Below are 17,841 nucleotides of genomic sequence, written 5' to 3' on the forward strand. Positions count from 1 at the left end.
CGGATCGGCGTTCGTCTTAATGCTCCGACCTTATGTTCACCCCTAAGGCCTTTGGCCCTGGAGTTCCTTCATGGTAGATCACTCATCACCGCCCCGTCCCCCGTTGAGCACTGCGAGCCTGATCGCGCGCCTGGCGGGTATCGGTGCCGTGGTTGCGGTTGTGGCGGGGGCATTTGCCTACGTCAATGGCACCCTCGACCCACAGCGCCTGCGCCCGAAAACCTTGGTCAACGCTCTGGAAACCAACAATGGCGTGCACCCCGGCTTCCGACGTAACCATGCCAAGGGCGTGTGCGTGGCGGGGTATTTCGAGAGCAGTGCCGAAGCCCGCGCCTACTCCAGCGCCCAGGTGTTCAGCGCGGCCAAGACCCCGCTGATCGGTCGGTTTGCGTTGCCCAGCGGCAACCCCTATGCGCCGGACAGCAGTGTACCGATCCGCAGTTTTGCCGTGCAATTCAGCCAGGCCAACGGCCAGCAGTGGCGCACCGGCATGAACAGCATGCCGGTGTTCCCGGTGGGCACGCCCGAGGCGTTCTACCAGATGCTCAAGGCCGGCGCACCGGAGCCCGCCACCGGCAAACCGAACCCGGCGAGTATGCCAGCGTTCTTTGCCGCCCATCCCGAGACCGCGTCGTTTCTGGCATGGGTCAAGACCGCCAAGCCTTCGGCCAGTTATGCGACCGAAACCTACAACGGTATCAATGCGTTTTACCTGGTGGGTGCCGATGGCAAGCGCCAGGCCGTGCGTTGGGGCGTCGTACCCCTGAGTCAAGACGCACCGGGCGATACCGCGCCAGCGGGGAGTGATTTCCTCGAGAAAGACCTGGTACAGCGCCTGTCTGCCGGGCCGCTGCGTTGGCAGTTAAGCATGACCCTGGCCAACCCCGGCGACCCGCTGGACGATGCGAGCAAGGCCTGGACCGGCGAGCATAAGGTCATTAACGCCGGCACCCTGGTCTTGCAAAGCAGCCAGCCGCAAGCGGACGGTGCTTGCCGTGATATCAACTTTGATCCGCTGATTTTGCCCAGTGGCATTGAAGCCTCCAATGACCCCCTGCTGGCGGCACGTTCGGCAGCGTACGCGAGCTCGTACCTGCGCCGTGCCGGTGAAGTCAGCCCGTTGCATAGCGCCCCTCAGGAGTCGAAGCCATGAATGCCCAACCCCGGTTTTTCGCCCCCTTGGCGCGTCTGTTGCACTGGCTGATGGCGCTGATGGTCATCGCCATGCTGTTTATCGGCGCGGGCCTGGCGGCTTCGGTGTCGGAGCGGCATGAGTGGTTGATTCACCTGCACAAGCCGCTGGGTATTGCGATTCTGGCGTTGGTGATCGTGCGGTTGGTGGTGCGTTTTTCCACTCGCCAACCGCCGTTGCCAGCCGACTTGCCGCTGTGGCAAGTGCTGGCGGCCAAGGCGTCCCACCTGGTGCTGTATGCCTTGATGCTGGTGCTGCCGCTGCTGGGTTGGGCAATGATTTCGGCGGCCGGCGACCCGGTGATGCTCAGCAGTTCGGTGCAGTTGCCGGCGCTGGTGGGGGCGAATGCGCCGCTGTTCGCGGTGCTGCGCAAGGCCCACGGGTTTCTCGCCTACCTGTTGTTCCTGACGGTGCTCTTGCACCTGGCGGCGGCGCTGTTCCATGGGTTGGTCCGACGCGATGGCGTGCTGCAAAGCATGACCGGCTCCAAACGCTCCCTGTAGTGAGCGAGCTTGCTCGCGCTGGGCTGCGAAGCAGCCCCAAAATAGGCCCAGCCGATGCCTCTGAAGCATCGCCGTGCCAGGATTGGGGCTGCGAAGCAGCCCCGCGCAAGCAAGCCACAACCTCAGCGCAGGACGTCGACGATATCAGCGACCGTACTCAACACGTCCTTGCCCAACTGCATCGAGCGTTTGCCTGACCAGCCGGTGTGCAGGTCGGGCGCGTCGTCGTTATCCTTGAATGGCATTTCCAGGGTCAGCGACAGGCAGTCGTATTGTTGGCCTACCGCGTTGCAAGCCAGGGTCATGTTGGCTTCGCCCGGCAGGTCGCGGGTGTAGCCGTAGGTGGTCTGGAAGTCGCGGGTCAGCGCGCTCAGGTGGCCGCGGAAGTGTTTTTCCAACGCCTCGATGCGCGGGGTATAACCGGGGTTACCCTCGCAGCCCGCGGTGAACACGTAGGGAATTTCCTCGTCACCGTGGATATCGAGGAACAGGTCGACGCCGTACGTTTCCATTTGCTGCTGTACGAACAGCACTTCCGGGCTGATCTCCTGGCTGGCGCTCTGCCAGGCACGGTTAAGGTCCTGGCCCATGGCGTTGGTGCGCAGGTGACCGTGGAAGGCGCCGTCCGGGTTCATGTTGGGCACCAGGTACAGGTCGGCGACTTTCAGCAGTTTTTTCAGCTCGGCGTCACCGTCCTGCTGCAGGCGTTCGATGATGCCCTCCATAAACCATTCGGCCATGTGCTCGCCAGGATGCTGTTGGGCGATGATCCAGATCTTGCGGCGGCCTTCGCCGCCTTTGCCGCGACGTAGCAGTTGGATATCACGGCCTTCGACACTTTTACCGGTGGCCAGCAGCTTCGTGCCGGCACGGCTCAGGGCCTTGTCGATCAATGCGTCGTGGCGCTCGCGGCTGTAGGGCTCGAAGTAGGCAAACCAGGCGTGTTTCTCGCGGGTTTCGAGGCTGATGTGCAGGATTTCCCCATCAAAGCGCGAAGGCACCCGGAACCAGTTGATATGGTCGTAAGAGGCCACGGCGTTGTAGCCGCTCCACGCGTGCGGGTAGGAAGACTTGCTCGCGTTGCTCAGGCGGAACGTGTGGGTGTGGCCCACGTGCATGCCTTCGGCCTTGAAGTGGAACCACTGGAAGTGTGGGCTGCGCGTGTCGGGTTTGATTGCCAGCAACAACTGATAGGCATCGTGGGCATCCAGTACCTGGATATTGCCACTGTCGAAGTCGGTGCTGATTTTGATGGAGGTCAAGGCCACGGTCATAGTCTGGGTGCCTGAATATGAGTGTTGTGGCGCCATATTACACAGGAGTCTGGTAAAGGCTGGACGCAAAATTGTTGCTGGGGGAAGGGGGGGCGTCATCCGTGACGCCGCCGCAGCTTAGAATCTATGAGATTGATTCTCAAGCGCTATTTCGCAAAGATGTGAGCCAGAGCGCTCGACCGACTTTCTTTCGGCGATGGTCTTTTGCTACCATGCGCGCCATCGAGCAACACACAGTCTTCATTAGCCTGAAGCCATGCCGGGGAAACCGGCAAAAAAAAGACCCGGCCAAAGAGCCGGGTCAAAAACCGTGATTAGCCTGATGAGGAGATATTCCAAGAGTCCGACCTAAGGTCCCTTGGTCTATCGACTGATCTCGCGATCAGCTGAGCCCAATAATAATCATTATCATTTGCAAGTCAAATGTTTTTATCCGTGAGATAGAAATATTTTTCTTCCGCGCCGGTTACCCGTTTGCCTGAGCCACTGGCACCTGCAACGACCGCTCCACCATCGCCTTCGCCATATCAATCAAATACACCACTGAAAACGCCAGGTCACGATGATTGCCCTGATGGCTGCTTGCTGATTCATAGGCGGTGGCCGCGGCGCTGCGCAGCAGGTCTGAAGCGTGTATCAGGGCTTCCTCTTGGCTGATGCCTGGCTTGAGGGTGAATAGGGCTCCATCCGGAAATGATTCCGAGCTATCTTCTTTCAAGTAAAAATCCAGCGCGCGCTTGGCGGCACCGCTATGGCGCAGGTCATGCAGTTCAGTGTCTTCAGCGGTTTCAGGCAGGAAGTTGGGGCTGGTCGTCATGGGGGGCGGTACTCCGGATGGGTGTCGAAAACCTTATGTCCGATGATAGTACGTATCGTATTTATGTCGTTTTATGGATTACTACAAACTGTTTATTGCCCTGAAAACTCCATGACGTATTGTCAGCCCCATGGATAACTGGATTGCGTTGGTCAGGACCAACATGGAAGACCGCAAGGTCACACAAGGGGAGTTGGCCGAGCGCTTGGGCATGTCCCAGGGCGGCGTTGGCCATTGGCTCAACAAACGGCGGGCGCCAAGCCTGGTGGACATGAACCGGGTCCTGGCGGCGCTGGGGCTGGGGTACCTTGAAGTCGCACTGGATATCCGCGAGCGGGCCGAGGAAGCCCCACCGGAGAAAAACTACAACCCGTATTACCGCTACCCGGTCAGCGATTGGAGAGGGGTGTGCGAGGTGCGCGAAGAACGGGCGCCTTATGGCGTGTCCCGCTTCGAACTGACGGATTATCACGCCCAGGGCGATGCCTTTTGGCTGCCGGTCACAGGCGACGCCATGACCGCCCCCAGCGGCCTGAGTGTCAGTGCGGGCATGATGATCCTGGTAGACCCGGCCATCGCGGCCGAGCCCGGCAAGCTGGTGGTCGCCCAATGGGCCGAGAGCCCACACGCGACCTTCCGCCAGTTGCTGGAAGAGAGCGGCCAGCTTTACTTGGTGCCGCTCAATCCCACCTACCCGAAACGGCTGTTCACTGAAGAATGCCGCATCCTCGGCGTGGTGGTTCAAGCCACGGCGAAGTTCTAGCCAGCCGTTTCGAGCTCCACCAGCGCGCAACCTTCTGCAACCATTTCACCTTCCTGGCAGAACAGCGCCTTGACCACTCCAGCCTGGGGCGCGCGGATACTGTGTTCCATCTTCATGGCCTCCAGGACCACCAGTGGCGTGCCGGCCTCCACGTTTTGTCCGACCTCCACCAGCACCCGCACGATGCTGCCGTTCATCGGCGCGGTAAGGCCGCCTTGGTGGGACTGGTTGGCCTCGACTGCTGCAATCGGGTCGAACAGCGTTGCCGCCTGCATCTCGCCGTCCCAGCGCAGATACATCGTGTGGCCATGGCGCACCGCCAAATGGCTGCGACGCACGCCCTGTTGCTCGATCAGCAGCTGTTCGCCGCGTAGCTGGGCGCCGTCCGTGGCCAGAGTGACCAGCCGATCTTGGCCGTTACAGCTCAAATGCAGCGAAACCTCGGCCGGCAATCCAGCACGAAACCCACGTTTATCCGCCCAAGGCCCTTCACCCGGCGGCAAACTCTGGATGTAGGCCGCGCCTGCGGCTTGCCAGAATTCATCGCCCAGTTCCCCGGGCGCCGGCAGCAACTCGTCCTGATAACGTGGAATAAACCCGGTATCCAACTCGGCCGCCGCGAACGCCGGATGCCCGATAATGCGCCGCAAAAAGCCCAGGTTGGTCTTCAGCCCGCCCACGGCAAACTCATCCAGCATGCCCAGCAACCGCAGCCGCGCCTGTTCACGGTCCTCGCCCCAGGCAATCAGCTTGCCGAGCATGGGGTCGTAGAAGGGCGACACGCTGTCGCCTTGCTCGACGCCACTGTCCACCCGGCAGCCCGGCCTCGGCGTGGATTCGCGGTACAGCGCGAGATGCCCGGTAGCCGGCAGGAAATCATTCGCGGGGTCCTCGGCATACAGTCGCACTTCGATTGCATGGCCGATCAACGGCACCTGCTCCTGGGTGATCGGCAAGGCCTCGCCCTGGGCGACACGAATCTGCCAGGCCACCAAATCCAGTCCGGTGATCGCCTCGGTCACGGGATGCTCCACCTGCAGCCGCGTGTTCATCTCCATGAAGAAGAACTCACCGCGCGCGTCCAGCAAAAACTCCACCGTACCGGCGCCGACATACCCAATGGCCTGTGCTGCACGCACGGCAGCTTCGCCCATGGCCTTGCGTTGTTCAACGCTCAACTCCGGCGCGGGTGCTTCCTCGACCACCTTCTGGTGGCGGCGCTGGATCGAGCAGTCGCGTTCATTGAGGTACAGGCAATGCCCATGCTGGTCGGCAAACACCTGGATCTCCACATGACGCGGCTTGAGCAGGTATTTTTCCACCAGCATCTGCCCATTGCCGAAGGACGACAGCGCCTCACGCTGGGCCGACGCGAGCGCCTCGGCCAATTGGCTGACGTCCTCGACCACCTTCATGCCTTTGCCGCCGCCACCGGCTGTAGCCTTGAGCAGCACGGGGTAGCCGATGCGTTCGCAGGCGGCGCGGAAGGTGTCCAGGTCCTGAGCTTCGCCGTGATAACCCGGCACCAGCGGCACACCGGCGGTTTCCATCAGGGCCTTGGCCGCCGACTTGCTGCCCATGGCATCGATCGCCGAGGCGGGTGGGCCGAGGAAGATCAAGCCAGCGGCTTCAATGGCGCGGGCAAACCCGGCGTTCTCCGACAAAAAACCGTAACCCGGATGAATCGCCTGGGCGCCGCTGGCCTGGGCGGCGGCGATCAGTTTGTCGATTTGCAGGTAACTGTCAGTCGCCTTGCTGCCCCCCAGGTCGACACGAATATCCGCCTCGCGACTGTGACGCGCATCGCGGTCGATGGCGCTGTGCACCGCCACGGTGGTCAGGCCCATCGCCTTGGCGGTGCGCATCACCCGGCAGGCAATCTCGCCTCGGTTGGCCACCAGCACGGTCGTCAATGTTGTCATGAACGCGGCTCCTGAGGCTGCCAGCTCGGTGGACGTTTTTGCAGGAAGGCGCGCAAGCCTTCCTGGCCCTCGGCGCTCACGCGAATACGCGCAATGGCGTTTTCGCAGTAGCGGCGCAAGGCCGGGGTGAGGGCGCCGTTGCCCACTTCGCGCAGCAAGTCCTTGCTGGCGCGCATCGCCGCCGGGCTGTTGTGCAGCAGGTTGGCGATCCACTGTTCGACCTGACGGTCCAGCTCGCCAATCGGGTAACTCTCCGCCAACAAACCGATGTCCCGCGCGCGTTGGCCGCCAAAGCGCTCGGCGGTCAGGGCATAGCGCCGCGCCGCGCGTTCGCCGATGGCTTGCACCACGAACGGGCTGATCACGGCCGGCGCCAGGCCGATGCGTACTTCCGACAGGCAGAACTGCGCGTCATCCGCGCCAATTGCCATGTCACAGCAACTGATCAAGCCCAGCGCGCCACCGTAGGCTGCACCTTGCACTACTGCGAGGGTCGGGATTTTCAGCTTGGCCAGGTTGTACATCAGCTCCGCCAGCTCGCGGGCATCGTCCAGGTTGGTGTGGTAGTCCAACTCGGCCGATTGCTGCATCCAGGCCAGGTCGGCACCGGCGCTGAAGTGTTTGCCGCGCCCGCGCAGCACCAGAAAACGCAGGGACGGATCGCCTTGCACCTGGTCGAGGGCGATGATCAGTTCGCGGATCATTTCGGCATTGAACGCGTTGTTCTTGGCTTCACGACTAAGCCACAGCGTGGCAAAACCACGGCTGTCGGTGATCAGTTCGAGGGTATTGAAATCGCTCATGGGGTACGGCTCCATTTACATGCGGAACACGCCGAAGCGGCTCGGCTCGATGGGGGCATTCAGCGAGGCGGACAAGGCCAGTGCCAGCACGTCACGGGTCTGCAACGGGTCAATTACGCCGTCGTCCCACAGGCGCGCGCTGGAATAGTAGGGGTGGCCCTGGGTGTCGTACTGGTCGAGGATCGGCTGCTTGATTGCCGCCTCTTCTTCGGCGCTGAATCCCACGCCCGCGCGTTCAGCCTGCTCGCGCTTGACCTGCACCAGCACACCGGCCGCCTGCTCGGCGCCCATCACGCCAATGCGTGCATTCGGCCACATCCACAGGAAACGTGGGTCGTAGGCGCGGCCACACATGCCGTAGTTACCCGCGCCAAAGCTGCCGCCGATGATCACCGTAAACTTCGGCACCTTGGCGCAGGCCACTGCGGTGACCAGCTTGGCGCCGTGCTTGGCGATGCCACCGGCTTCGTACTTCTGGCCGACCATGAAGCCGGTGATGTTCTGCAGGAACAACAGGGGAATGCCGCGCTGGCAGGCCAGCTCGATAAAGTGCGCGCCTTTTTGCGCGGCTTCGGCGAAGAGAATCCCGTTGTTGGCCAGGACCGCAATCGGGTAGCCGTGCAAGTGCGCAAAACCGCACACCAGGGTGGTCCCAAACAGCGCCTTGAACTCATCGAACACTGAACCGTCGACCAGGCGTGCGATCACTTCGCGCACATCAAAGGGCTGCTTGGCGTCGGCCGGGATAACCCCGTACAGCTCTTCGCTGCTGTACAACGGCGCCACGGGCGGGCGTTGCAGCAACTCGCCCTGTTTGCGCCAATTGAGGTTGGCCACGCTGCGGCGGGCCAGCGCCAATGCGTGTTCATCGCTGTCGGCATAGTGGTCGGCCACGCCGGAGACCTTGCAGTGCACATCGGCACCGCCGAGGTCTTCGGCGCTGACCACTTCACCGGTCGCGGCTTTCACCAGCGGCGGGCCGGCGAGGAAGATGGTGGCCTGGTTGCGCACCATGATCGCTTCGTCGGCCATCGCCGGCACATACGCGCCACCGGCAGTGCACGAGCCCATCACCACGGCGATCTGCGGGATGCCTTGGGCGCTCATGTTGGCTTGGTTGAAGAAGATCCGGCCGAAATGCTCGCGATCGGGAAACACTTCGTCCTGACGCGGCAGATTGGCGCCGCCGGAGTCCACCAGGTAGATGCACGGCAGGCGGTTCTGCTCGGCAATGGTCTGCGCGCGCAGGTGTTTTTTGACCGTGAGCGGGTAGTAGGACCCGCCTTTCACCGTGGCGTCGTTGGCGACGATCATGCATTCGACGCCTTCCACGCAGCCGATCCCGGCAATCACCCCAGCCGCCGGTACGTCTTCGCCGTACACCTGATGGGCGGCCAGTTGGCTGAGTTCAAGAAACGGCGAGCCGGGGTCGAGCAAACGATTGATGCGCTCGCGAGGCAGCAGTTTGCCGCGCGAGGTGTGCCGCTCCTGAGCCTTGGCGCCGCCGCCTTGTTGCACGTGGGCGAGTAGGGTGTGCAGGGCGTCGACCTGTTGGCGCATCGCCGCGCTGTTGGCGGCAAACTCCGCCGAGCGTGGGTTGAGTTGGCTGTGCAAGGTGGCCATGGTGCGCTCCTTCAGCGGGTTTCGTTGAAGAGTTCGCGACCGATCAGCATCCGGCGGATCTCACTGGTGCCGGCGCCGATCTCATACAATTTGGCGTCACGCAGCAGGCGCCCGGCCGGGAATTCATTGATATAGCCATTGCCGCCCAGGATCTGGATGGCATCAAGGGCCATTTGCGTGGCGCGTTCGGCGCTGTAGAGGATCACCCCGGCCGCGTCCTTGCGCGTGGTCTCGCCACGCTCGCACGCCTGGGCCACCGCGTAGAGGTAGGCGCGGCTGGCGTTGAGTTGGGTGTACATGTCGGCGACCTTGCCCTGGATCAGCTGGAATTCGCCGATGCTCTGGCCGAACTGCTTGCGGTCGTGGATGTAGGGCACGATCAGGTCCATGCACGCCTGCATGATCCCGGTGGGGCCGCCGGACAGCACCACGCGCTCGTAGTCGAGGCCGCTCATCAGCACTTTGACGCCGCCATTGAGCACGCCGAGGATGTTTTCCTGCGGCACTTGCACGTCATCGAAAAACAGTTCGCAGGTGTTGGAGCCGCGCATGCCCAGTTTGTCGAATTTGTTGCTGCGGCTGAAGCCTTTCCAGTCGCGCTCGACAATGAACGCGGTGATGCCGTGAGGGCCCTTTTCCAGGTCGGTCTTGGCGTAGATCACATAGGTGCTGGCGTCGGGGCCGTTGGTGATCCAGGTTTTGCTGCCGTTGAGCACGTAATGATCGCCGCGTTTGTCGGCGCGCAGTTTCATCGAAACCACATCGGAGCCGGCATTCGGCTCACTCATGGCCAGGGCGCCGACGTGTTCGCCGCTGATGAGTTTGGGCAGGTAGTTGAGTTTTTGTTCGTGGTTGCCGTTGCGGTTGATCTGGTTCACGCACAGGTTGGAATGCGCGCCGTAGGACAGCGCCACTGACGCCGAGCCCCGGCTGATCTCTTCCATGGCCACCACGTGGGCCAGGTAACCCAGGCCGGCGCCGCCGTACTCTTCCGGCACGGTGATGCCCAGCAGGCCCATGTCGCCGAACTTGCGCCACAGGTCGGCGGGGAACAGGTTGTCGATGTCGATCTGGGCCGCGCGAGGCGCGATTTCCTTGCCCACGAAGGACTGCACCTGGTCGCGCAGCATGTCGATGGTTTCACCGAGGGCGAAGTTCAGGGACGGGTAACTCATGACAGGCACCTTAATGTGAGCATTGTTTTTGTGTGGAGGGCGCGCCAGGGGAGGGCGCTCACCTTTACGTTAACGTAAGCTTGCGTTGCGGCGCTGTCAATCGTAGTTTACGTTTACGTCAACCTACAAAAAAGACAACAGGGGTCGTTATGGATCAATCGAATCAGAGCTACAGCCGTGGCCCTCAGGACAAAGCCTTGCTGGCCATGACCATCGGCCAGGCCTTTGATCGCACGGTTGCGCAGCATCCTGACGGCGAGGCCCTGGTGGTGCGCCACCAGCAGCTTCGCTACACCTGGCGGCAGTTGGCCGAGGCGGTGGATGTACACGCCCGCGCTTTTCTTGCCTTGGGCATGCAGGCCGGCGACCGCCTGGGTATCTGGGCGCCCAATTGCGCCGAGTGGTGCATCAGCCAGATCGCCAGTGCCAAGCTCGGGGTCATCCTGGTCAATATCAACCCGGCCTACCGCAGCAGTGAACTGGACTACGTGCTCAAGCAGTCCGGCTGCCAGTGGCTGGTGTGTGCCGGGTCGTTCAAGACTTCCGATTACCACGCGATGCTGCAGGCGCTGAAGCCGGACCTGCGCGGCATGATCAGCCTCGACCCCAACCCGCCACCGGGATTCCTGCCCTGGTCGCAGTTGGCAGCGCGCGGTGCAGGCATCCCGCTCGAGCAACTGCATGCCCGCCAGGCCGCTTTGCATTTCGATCAACCGGTGAATATCCAGTACACCTCCGGCACCACCGGCTTTCCCAAAGGTGCCACCCTCAGCCACCACAACATCCTCAATAACGGCTACATGGTCGGCGAAAGCCTGGGCCTCACCGCGCAGGACTGCCTGGTGATCCCGGTGCCGTTGTATCACTGCTTCGGCATGGTCATGGGCAACCTCGGTTGCATCACCCACGGCACCACCATGATCTACCCGAATGACGGCTTCGACCCGCTGCTGACCCTCACCGCCGTCGCCGAGGAGCGCGCCACAGGCCTGTACGGCGTGCCCACCATGTTTATCGCCATGCTCGATCACCCCCGCCTGGGCGACTTTGACCTGTCCACCCTGCGCACCGGCATCATGGCCGGCTCTACGTGCCCCATCGAAGTGATGCGCCGGGTCATCAGCGAGATGCACATGAGCGAGGTGCAGATTGCCTACGGCATGACCGAGACCAGCCCGGTGTCCTTGCAAACCGGAGCGGATGACGACCTGGAACGCCGCGTGACCACCGTCGGGCGCACCCAGCCGCAGTTGGAAAACAAGATCATCGACGCCGATGGCAATACGATTGCGCGCGGCGAGATCGGCGAGTTGTGCACCCGTGGTTACAGCGTGATGCTCGGCTACTGGAACAACCCCGACGCCACCCGCGAGGCCATCGACGACGCCGGCTGGATGCACACCGGTGACCTGGCGAGCATGGACGCCCACGGCTACGTGTGTATCGCCGGGCGCAACAAAGACATGATCATTCGCGGCGGCGAGAACGTGTACCCGCGTGAGCTGGAGGAGTTTTTCTTCACCCACCCGGCGGTGGCGGATGTGCAGGTCATCGGCATTCCGGATGAGCGCTACGGTGAAGCCATCGTCGCCTGGATCAAGTTCCATCCCGGCCATGTGGCCAATGAGCTTGAGCTGCAAACTTGGTGCAAGGGCCGCATTGCGCACTTCAAGACGCCCAAGCACTTCAAGTTCGTGGAGGCATTCCCCATGACGGTCACGGGCAAGATCCAGAAATTCCGCATGCGCGAAATCACCATCGAAGAGCTGCGCACGCAGTCTCAATAACACCACAGAACCCATGTGGGAGGGGGCTTGCTCCCTCACATGTTGGCTGCGGTGAATCAACACATGAACGAAACGCAGAAAGCACAAAGGGGACCCGAGGGTCCCCTTTAATTTGTCGTTGCGTGCTCTTTTTTTATTATTGAGGGGCGGTCTATTGTTGTTTTTGGCAACCGTTACCCTTTACCGCTGTTTTTGGCGACCCCCATTCGGGGTCAAGAGCAAACGTATTTTTTTGAGCGCTGATCTGCTTCTTCGTTATCGATCCAACCAGTGGGTAGCTACCTGAGGTAGTTTTATTTTTCTCTAACCGGTTGCGGGTTTCGGCACGCCGTACCCTGCGAAGCACATCTTCTCCAAAAAAATCTGTTAGCTGCGTCTCTGCCGTGTTGTTTTTGTTATGTCAGAGTCGTTTCGTCTTATTTTTATTAGGCTTGGTGCTTTTTATTCTTGTTATGCCATAGAGGTAGCAGAAGCCATGCCAACTTTTAAAAAGCCTTTAAAATCAATGGCTTGATTTTTTGGTGAGAAATGTCCTGCGGCAAATACGACAAAATATGTTCCCGTGTTACTCGATGTGTAGGCGTGCGGTAACACATTGTCACGGCTACGCTACTCAACCGGTGTTACGCGCCTTGGCCACGCGTGACCCGGTGGGTCGGCCCAACACGTTGCTGATTTGCTGGCCCGCGCCAATCAATGCCTGCAGGTCGATTCCGGTCTCGATGCCCAGGCCGTTGAGCAGGTACAGCACATCTTCGGTGGCGACGTTACCGCTGGCGCCCTTGGCGTAGGGGCAGCCGCCGAGGCCCGCGATAGAGCTGTCGAACACCGCGATGCCCTCCAGCAGGCTGGCGTAGATATTCGCGATAGCCTGGCCATACGTATCGTGGAAGTGCCCCGCCAGCTTGTCTCGTGGCACCTGCGCGCCGACCACCTCGAACAGCCGCCGCGTGGCGCCCGCCGTGCCGGTGCCGATGGTGTCGCCAAGGGACACTTCATAGCAGCCCATGGCATACAACTCCCGCGCGACCGCCGCCACTTGCGCCGGCGCAATCTCGCCTTCATACGGGCAGCCCAGCACGCACGACACATAACCTCGCACGCTGATTCCGTGCTGCCTGGCCGCCGCCATGATCGGCGCAAAGCGTTCCAGGCTTTCGCTGATGGAACAGTTGATATTGCGCTGGGAAAACGCCTCGGACGCCGCCGCAAACACCGCCACTTCCTTCACGCCGGCTGCCAATGCGTCCTCGAAACCGCGCAGGTTCGGCGCCAGGGCACCGTAGGTCACGCCGGGCCTGCGCTGGATCTGCGCGAATACCTCGGCCGAGCCGGCCATCTGCGGCACCCACTTGGGCGAGACGAAACTGCCGACTTCGATATAGCTCAAGCCGGCAGCGCTGAGTGCGTCCACCAACCGGACTTTGTCCGCCACGCTGATAGGTTGGGCTTCGTTCTGCAGGCCGTCGCGCGGGCCGACTTCCACCAGGCGTACGTGTGAGGGGAGGGACATGGCAGTTACCTTCTGATCAATGGCCGGCCTGGCGCAGGGTGGTGGCCAGGGCTTGGGTGCAGCGCTCTTCGGCGGTGTCCAGTTCCAGCTTCATCTGTTCGATATCCAGCAGTTGCTGTTCCAACTGCTCACGGCGCTCGGCGATTTTTGCCAGCATGCTGTTGAGTTGCACATGGTTGCCGCTGGCGGGGTCGTAGAGTTCGATCAGCTCGCGGCATTCGGCCAGGGAAAAGCCGATGCGTTTGCCGCGCAGGATCAGCTTGAGACTGACCTTGTCGCGGGCCGAGTAGATACGCTCCTGGCCCCGGCGTTCCGGGGCCAGCAGCCCTTGTTCTTCATAGAAGCGAATGGCGCGCGTGGTGATGTCGAGCTCGCGGGCGAGGTCGGAGATGCTGTAGGTCGTGCTCATGGTAGTGCCCGAGAAGATGTCTTGGGCGCTAAGCTAATGGCTGCTTGACGTTAACGTCAAGGGTCGCGCTCTTGTAGTGAGTGGGCTTGCCCCGCGCTGGGCGGCGAAGCCGCCCCAAACCAGGCGACCTGGGTTTATCTGGGACTCGGTGGTGTCTTTTCTAGGGCGGCTTCGCCACCCAGCGCGGGGCAAGCCCGCTCACTACAAGTTAGGGTTGTTTGCCGTCCAGTTTCTTTTCGTGCGCCGTGACCTGCTGACACAACTCAATCATCTGCTCGCGCATCCAGCGGTTGGCCGGGTCCTGGTCGGTGCTTTCGTGCCAGTACAGGTGGGTTTCCACCGGCGGCACATCGTTGACCGGCAGGTTGAACCAGTGCAGTTCGTGGCGGCGGGCGAAGCGTTCGGGCACGGTCATGACCATGTCGGTCTGCTGCAACACTTGTGAAGCCATCAGGTAATGCTGGGAGCGCAGGGCGATTTTGCGCTGGATGCCCATCTTGCCCAAGGCCAGGTCGACGTGGCCCAAGCCGTTGCGGCGGCTGGAGATATGGATATGGGTCAGCGACAGGTAGTCATCCAGGGTCAGTTTGTCCTTACCGGCCATGGGATGGCCCTTGCGCATGGCGCACACGTAGCGGTCTTCCATCAGCTTGACGTGGCGCACCTGCGGATCGGTGTTCAACGGCGCATCCACGGCGAAGTCCAGGCGCCCGGCGGCGAGTTCCTTGGTGGTCTCGCGGCGTTTGGACAGGAAACTCTCGATCACCACGGTGGGCGCCAGGCGGCGCAGGCGCTGGAACAGCAGCGGCAGGATTACCGCCTCCGTGAGGTCAGTCATGCTGATGCGGTAGGTCTTGGCCGCCTGCTGTGGGTTGAAAATGCGGCTTTCCTGCACCGACACCCGCAGCAACGACAACGCATTGCGCACCGGGCCGATGATGTTCTGCGCCATCGGCGTGGGCACCATGCCTTGGGCGGTACGCACGAACAGCGGATCGTTGAAGGTCTCACGCAGACGGGCTAGCGCGTTGGACACCGCCGGCTGGGTGATGCCGACAATCTGCCCGGCGCGGGTCAGGTTGGCTTCGGTGTAGATCGCGTCAAAGACGATAAACAGGTTGAGGTCGACCTTGCTCAGATTCATTGCGTAGCGCTCTTATTGTTAGGTGGCCATACGTCGATCATATATCGGTGATGAATGTTAATACACGCCGAGAATAGGCTAGGTAAATTATCAACGCTGTTCTAGCATCGATTGCATGACCTAAACAACCTCTCAGAGAAGGGAGCTGCTCATGGATTTCGCCTATTCGCCCAAGGTTCAGGAACTGCGTGAACGCGTCACTGCGTTCATGGATGCTTACGTTTACCCGGCCGAGCCGGTGTTCGAGCGCCAAGTCAGCGAAGGCGACCGCTGGCAGCCCACCGCAATCATGGAAGAGCTGAAAGCCAAGGCCAAAGCCGAAGGCCTGTGGAACCTGTTCCTGCCGGAATCCGAATTGGGTGCCGGGCTGACCAACCTTGAATATGCGCCACTCGCCGAAATCATGGGCCGCTCCCTGCTGGGCCCGGAGCCGTTCAACTGCTCCGCCCCCGATACCGGCAACATGGAAGTGCTGGTGCGCTACGCCAACGAAGAGCAGAAACAACGCTGGCTGGAACCGCTGCTGCGCGGCGAGATCCGCTCGGCGTTCGCCATGACCGAGCCGGACGTGGCGTCCTCGGACGCAACCAACATGGCCGCCCGCGCCGAACGCCAGGGCGACGAGTGGGTGATCAACGGCAAAAAATGGTGGACCTCCGGCGCCTGCGACCCGCGCTGCAAGATCCTGATCTTCATGGGCCTGAGCAACCCCGATGCACCGCGCCACCAGCAGCATTCGATGATCCTGGTGCCAGTGGACACTCCTGGCGTGAAAATCGTGCGCCCCCTGCCGGTGTTCGGCTACGACGATGCCCCCCACGGCCACGCCGAAGTGCTGTTCGACAACGTACGCGTGCCTTATGAGAACGTTCTGCTCGGCGAAGGCCGCGGCTTTGAAATCGCCCAAGGCCGTCTGGGCCCTGGCCGTATCCACCACTGCATGCGCTCCATCGGCATGGCCGAGCGCGCATTGGAATTGATGTGCAAGCGTTCCGTCAGCCGTACCGCGTTTGGCAAACCGCTGGCCCGCCTGGGCGGCAATATCGACAAGATCGCCGACTCACGGATGGAGATCGACATGGCGCGCCTGCTGACCCTGAAGGCGGCGTACATGATGGACACCGTGGGTAACAAAGTGGCGAAAAGTGAAATCGCCCAGATCAAGGTGGTGGCGCCGAACGTAGCGTTGAAGGTGATCGACCGCGCGATCCAGATCCATGGCGGAGCCGGGGTTTCCAACGACTTCCCGCTGGCCTACATGTATGCCATGCAACGCACCCTGCGCTTGGCCGATGGCCCGGACGAAGTGCATCGGGCGGCGATCGGCAAGTTCGAGATTGGCAAGTACGTGCCTAAAGAGCTGATGCGCAGCGGGCAGTAACGCGCGTCGCCTGCATCGGGGGCAAGCCCCCTCCCACACTTGGATGTGTTCACAGATCAAAATGTGGGAGGGGGCTTGCCCCCGATGAGGCCGGATCAGGCAATGAAGATCCATCAGTCCTCAGTAAACCCACACCTCCACCCGCCGATTCTTGATCCGGCCCTCATCCGCCGTATTCGCCGCCACCGGCATCTGCGCGCCAAACCCGCGAATCTCCCTCAGTACCACACCGCTCTTGACCAGCTCCCGGCGCACCGCCATCGCCCTGAGCTTGGACAGTAACGCGGCGCGCTGCGGGTCATTCTTCGCGTCACCAAACCCCACCAGCGTCACCTGCTTATCCAGCTTGTCGTGGCTTTTTATATAAGCCACCACCCGCTGCAAATCCTGGCGTGCTTTGTTGTCGAGGCTGGCGCTGCCTTCTTCGAAACGAAAATTCACCGTCAGGCGCTGTGCCTCGCGGGCGATGGTTTGATAGCCCTCGGGCATCGAGGCGCGCGGTTCGACGTCCATCGCCTGCACCTGTTGGGCGATAAACCCGCTCGCCGCGACAATCGCCTGGCCCTTGCTGCTCTGGGTAAAGTCCACTAGCGCCTTGGCCCACGGGTTGTGCCCCGACGGCGGCAGGTAAAAGAACAGCCGACGGGACAACGGGTAATCCTCGGTGGCGATCAGGCTATTGAGCGGCAACATCGGTTGTGAGTCGCCGTCCACAATTGCCACTGCCTTGGCCTGGCGCACGTAGGGCAAGCCGATAAAACCGATGCCCTTCGGATCCTGGCTGACCGCATCGGACAACTGCTCACTGGACTCGAAACGCTTGGCGGAGGGCACGAGTGGTTTGCCGCGCAGGCGCAGTACCAGGTCCTTGAACGTGTCGTAGGTGCCGGACTGATCATCGCGCGCGTACACATGAATCGGCCCGCCGACGCCGCCCACGGCCTCCCAGGTGCTGATCTCACCATTAAAGAGCTGCGCCAGTTGCTCGGTATTCAGGGTGTTCAACGGGTTTTGCGGGTGGAGGATGATGGCCAAGCCGTCGATGGCGATCACCTGTTCCGCTTCAGGGCTTTTCAGGTCGCCGAGGGGTTCGAGATCGACCAGTTCACTGTCCTTGATCGGGCGGGAGGAGGCCGCCAGGTCGGCAGTGGACTTTTTAAGCGCAGTGAAACCGGTGCTGGAACCGTGGGCGGCGACCTCAATGGTCACGGTCTTGCCCTGACGCGTCTTGCCGATCACGCGCTGTTCATTGGCACCTTCGGCCGGTTCAGTGTGCACTGCCTGCAGGCCCTGATGCTCCATCAAGCCCTTGACCAGCGCCGGGCCCAACGCAGCGCCAATGGTATTGGAACCCTGGATGCGCAGTGCAGGGCCTTGGTCGGGAACGGGAAGGGGGGCGCAAACAGCGAAGACGGGAAACAGGGTCAGCAGGAACAGAACGCGCAGCCTCATGCCGGCACCTTCTCAAGCCAAAGGGAGTGCCGCGAGAATAAGTCAGGCAGGTTGCATAAATATGACTGGCGCGCCGCAAGGCT

Annotated in this window: 15 protein-coding genes; 5 read left to right on the forward strand and 10 right to left on the reverse strand. The window is 61.7% G+C overall.

The window, feature by feature from the left end:
* The first annotated feature begins 70 nt into the window (after positions 1–70).
* Positions 71–1,153 carry a catalase family peroxidase gene (locus BM403_RS02670; protein WP_093541471.1) on the forward strand — a complete coding sequence of 361 codons (1,083 nt, stop codon included), beginning with the start codon at positions 71–73 and terminating at the stop codon, positions 1,151–1,153.
* On the forward strand, positions 1,150–1,695 hold the full coding sequence (locus tag BM403_RS02675; RefSeq protein ID WP_046035557.1) for a cytochrome b: 546 nt from the start codon (positions 1,150–1,152) through the stop codon (positions 1,693–1,695). The genes BM403_RS02670 and BM403_RS02675 overlap by 4 nt, the downstream gene beginning before the upstream one ends.
* 122 nt (positions 1,696–1,817) lie before the next feature.
* Here BM403_RS02675 and BM403_RS02680 read toward each other — a convergent pair whose 3' ends face one another.
* Both BM403_RS02680 and BM403_RS02690 read right to left on the reverse strand, forming a co-directional pair.
* Positions 1,818–2,969 (reverse strand): M14 family metallopeptidase, encoded by a 1,152-nt coding sequence (locus BM403_RS02680; RefSeq protein WP_043205559.1) that lies wholly within the window; start codon positions 2,967–2,969, stop codon positions 1,818–1,820.
* A gap of 466 nt (positions 2,970–3,435) precedes the next feature.
* The gene (locus BM403_RS02690) at positions 3,436–3,786 is read right to left on the reverse strand and encodes a DUF6124 family protein (protein ID WP_046035556.1); all 351 of its coding nucleotides are present in this window, start codon (positions 3,784–3,786) and stop codon (positions 3,436–3,438) included.
* A gap of 130 nt (positions 3,787–3,916) precedes the next feature.
* Here BM403_RS02690 and BM403_RS02695 point away from each other — a divergent pair, with 130 nt between their 5' ends.
* Positions 3,917–4,549, forward strand: a complete 633-nt coding sequence (locus BM403_RS02695) for a LexA family protein (RefSeq protein ID WP_093541475.1) — start codon at positions 3,917–3,919, stop codon at positions 4,547–4,549.
* Here BM403_RS02695 and BM403_RS02700 read toward each other — a convergent pair.
* The 4 genes from BM403_RS02700 to BM403_RS02715 are packed head-to-tail and all read right to left on the reverse strand — an operon-like array spanning position 4,546 to position 10,072.
* On the reverse strand, positions 4,546–6,471 hold the full coding sequence (locus BM403_RS02700) for an acetyl/propionyl/methylcrotonyl-CoA carboxylase subunit alpha (protein WP_093541477.1): 1,926 nt from the start codon (positions 6,469–6,471) through the stop codon (positions 4,546–4,548). The two genes, BM403_RS02695 and BM403_RS02700, sit on opposite strands and share 4 nt — an antisense overlap.
* Positions 6,468–7,274: a gamma-carboxygeranoyl-CoA hydratase gene (locus BM403_RS02705; protein WP_046035554.1), complete on the reverse strand. Its 807-nt coding sequence runs from the start codon at positions 7,272–7,274 to the stop codon at positions 6,468–6,470. The genes BM403_RS02700 and BM403_RS02705 overlap by 4 nt, the downstream gene beginning before the upstream one ends.
* 15 nt (positions 7,275–7,289) lie before the next feature.
* Positions 7,290–8,897 (reverse strand): carboxyl transferase domain-containing protein, encoded by a 1,608-nt coding sequence (locus BM403_RS02710; RefSeq protein ID WP_046035553.1) that lies wholly within the window; start codon positions 8,895–8,897, stop codon positions 7,290–7,292.
* A gap of 11 nt (positions 8,898–8,908) precedes the next feature.
* On the reverse strand, positions 8,909–10,072 hold the full coding sequence (locus tag BM403_RS02715) for an isovaleryl-CoA dehydrogenase (RefSeq protein ID WP_043205557.1): 1,164 nt from the start codon (positions 10,070–10,072) through the stop codon (positions 8,909–8,911).
* A 149-nt stretch (positions 10,073–10,221) separates the two neighbouring features.
* Between BM403_RS02715 and BM403_RS02720 the strand changes: the two genes are divergently transcribed.
* Positions 10,222–11,859, forward strand: a complete 1,638-nt coding sequence (locus BM403_RS02720; protein WP_093541479.1) for an AMP-binding protein — start codon at positions 10,222–10,224, stop codon at positions 11,857–11,859.
* 613 nt (positions 11,860–12,472) lie between these two features.
* On the opposite strand, the gene BM403_RS02725 is transcribed toward BM403_RS02720, so the two are convergent.
* The 3 genes from BM403_RS02725 to BM403_RS02735 all read right to left on the reverse strand — a co-directional run bounded on the left by BM403_RS02725 (position 12,473) and on the right by BM403_RS02735 (position 14,925).
* Complete coding sequence (locus tag BM403_RS02725; RefSeq protein ID WP_012725008.1) at positions 12,473–13,372, reverse strand: hydroxymethylglutaryl-CoA lyase; 900 nt, start codon at positions 13,370–13,372, stop codon at positions 12,473–12,475.
* Positions 13,373–13,388: 16 nt separating this feature from the next.
* Entirely contained in the window at positions 13,389–13,781 is a 393-nt protein-coding gene (locus BM403_RS02730) for a MerR family transcriptional regulator (RefSeq protein ID WP_012725007.1), read from the reverse strand.
* Between the two features lie 208 nt (positions 13,782–13,989).
* On the reverse strand, positions 13,990–14,925 hold the full coding sequence (locus BM403_RS02735; RefSeq protein WP_012725006.1) for a LysR family transcriptional regulator: 936 nt from the start codon (positions 14,923–14,925) through the stop codon (positions 13,990–13,992).
* Positions 14,926–15,076: 151 nt separating this feature from the next.
* Here BM403_RS02735 and BM403_RS02740 point away from each other — a divergent pair, with 151 nt between their 5' ends.
* Complete coding sequence (locus BM403_RS02740; protein ID WP_028616890.1) at positions 15,077–16,306, forward strand: acyl-CoA dehydrogenase; 1,230 nt, start codon at positions 15,077–15,079, stop codon at positions 16,304–16,306.
* A gap of 120 nt (positions 16,307–16,426) precedes the next feature.
* Here BM403_RS02740 and BM403_RS02745 read toward each other — a convergent pair whose 3' ends face one another.
* Complete coding sequence (locus tag BM403_RS02745) at positions 16,427–17,758, reverse strand: substrate-binding domain-containing protein (protein WP_093541481.1); 1,332 nt, start codon at positions 17,756–17,758, stop codon at positions 16,427–16,429.
* Positions 17,759–17,841 lie beyond the last annotated feature (83 nt).

This window comes from Pseudomonas sp. OV546 (assembly GCF_900116845.1).
Lineage (GTDB): Bacteria > Pseudomonadota > Gammaproteobacteria > Pseudomonadales > Pseudomonadaceae > Aquipseudomonas > Aquipseudomonas petroselini.

Coding starts and splice junctions, on each gene's coding strand:
- BM403_RS02670 (WP_093541471.1), top strand. CDS start 71: ATGGTAGATCACTCATCACCGCCCCGTCCCCCGTTGAGCACTGCGAGC.
- BM403_RS02675 (WP_046035557.1), top strand. CDS start 1,150: ATGAATGCCCAACCCCGGTTTTTCGCCCCCTTGGCGCGTCTGTTGCAC.
- BM403_RS02680 (WP_043205559.1), bottom strand. CDS start 2,969: ATGACCGTGGCCTTGACCTCCATCAAAATCAGCACCGACTTCGACAGT.
- BM403_RS02690 (WP_046035556.1), bottom strand. CDS start 3,786: ATGACGACCAGCCCCAACTTCCTGCCTGAAACCGCTGAAGACACTGAA.
- BM403_RS02695 (WP_093541475.1), top strand. CDS start 3,917: ATGGATAACTGGATTGCGTTGGTCAGGACCAACATGGAAGACCGCAAG.
- BM403_RS02700 (WP_093541477.1), bottom strand. CDS start 6,471: ATGACAACATTGACGACCGTGCTGGTGGCCAACCGAGGCGAGATTGCC.
- BM403_RS02705 (WP_046035554.1), bottom strand. CDS start 7,274: ATGAGCGATTTCAATACCCTCGAACTGATCACCGACAGCCGTGGTTTT.
- BM403_RS02710 (WP_046035553.1), bottom strand. CDS start 8,897: ATGGCCACCTTGCACAGCCAACTCAACCCACGCTCGGCGGAGTTTGCC.
- BM403_RS02715 (WP_043205557.1), bottom strand. CDS start 10,072: ATGAGTTACCCGTCCCTGAACTTCGCCCTCGGTGAAACCATCGACATG.
- BM403_RS02720 (WP_093541479.1), top strand. CDS start 10,222: ATGGATCAATCGAATCAGAGCTACAGCCGTGGCCCTCAGGACAAAGCC.
- BM403_RS02725 (WP_012725008.1), bottom strand. CDS start 13,372: ATGTCCCTCCCCTCACACGTACGCCTGGTGGAAGTCGGCCCGCGCGAC.
- BM403_RS02730 (WP_012725007.1), bottom strand. CDS start 13,781: ATGAGCACGACCTACAGCATCTCCGACCTCGCCCGCGAGCTCGACATC.
- BM403_RS02735 (WP_012725006.1), bottom strand. CDS start 14,925: ATGAATCTGAGCAAGGTCGACCTCAACCTGTTTATCGTCTTTGACGCG.
- BM403_RS02740 (WP_028616890.1), top strand. CDS start 15,077: ATGGATTTCGCCTATTCGCCCAAGGTTCAGGAACTGCGTGAACGCGTC.
- BM403_RS02745 (WP_093541481.1), bottom strand. CDS start 17,758: ATGAGGCTGCGCGTTCTGTTCCTGCTGACCCTGTTTCCCGTCTTCGCT.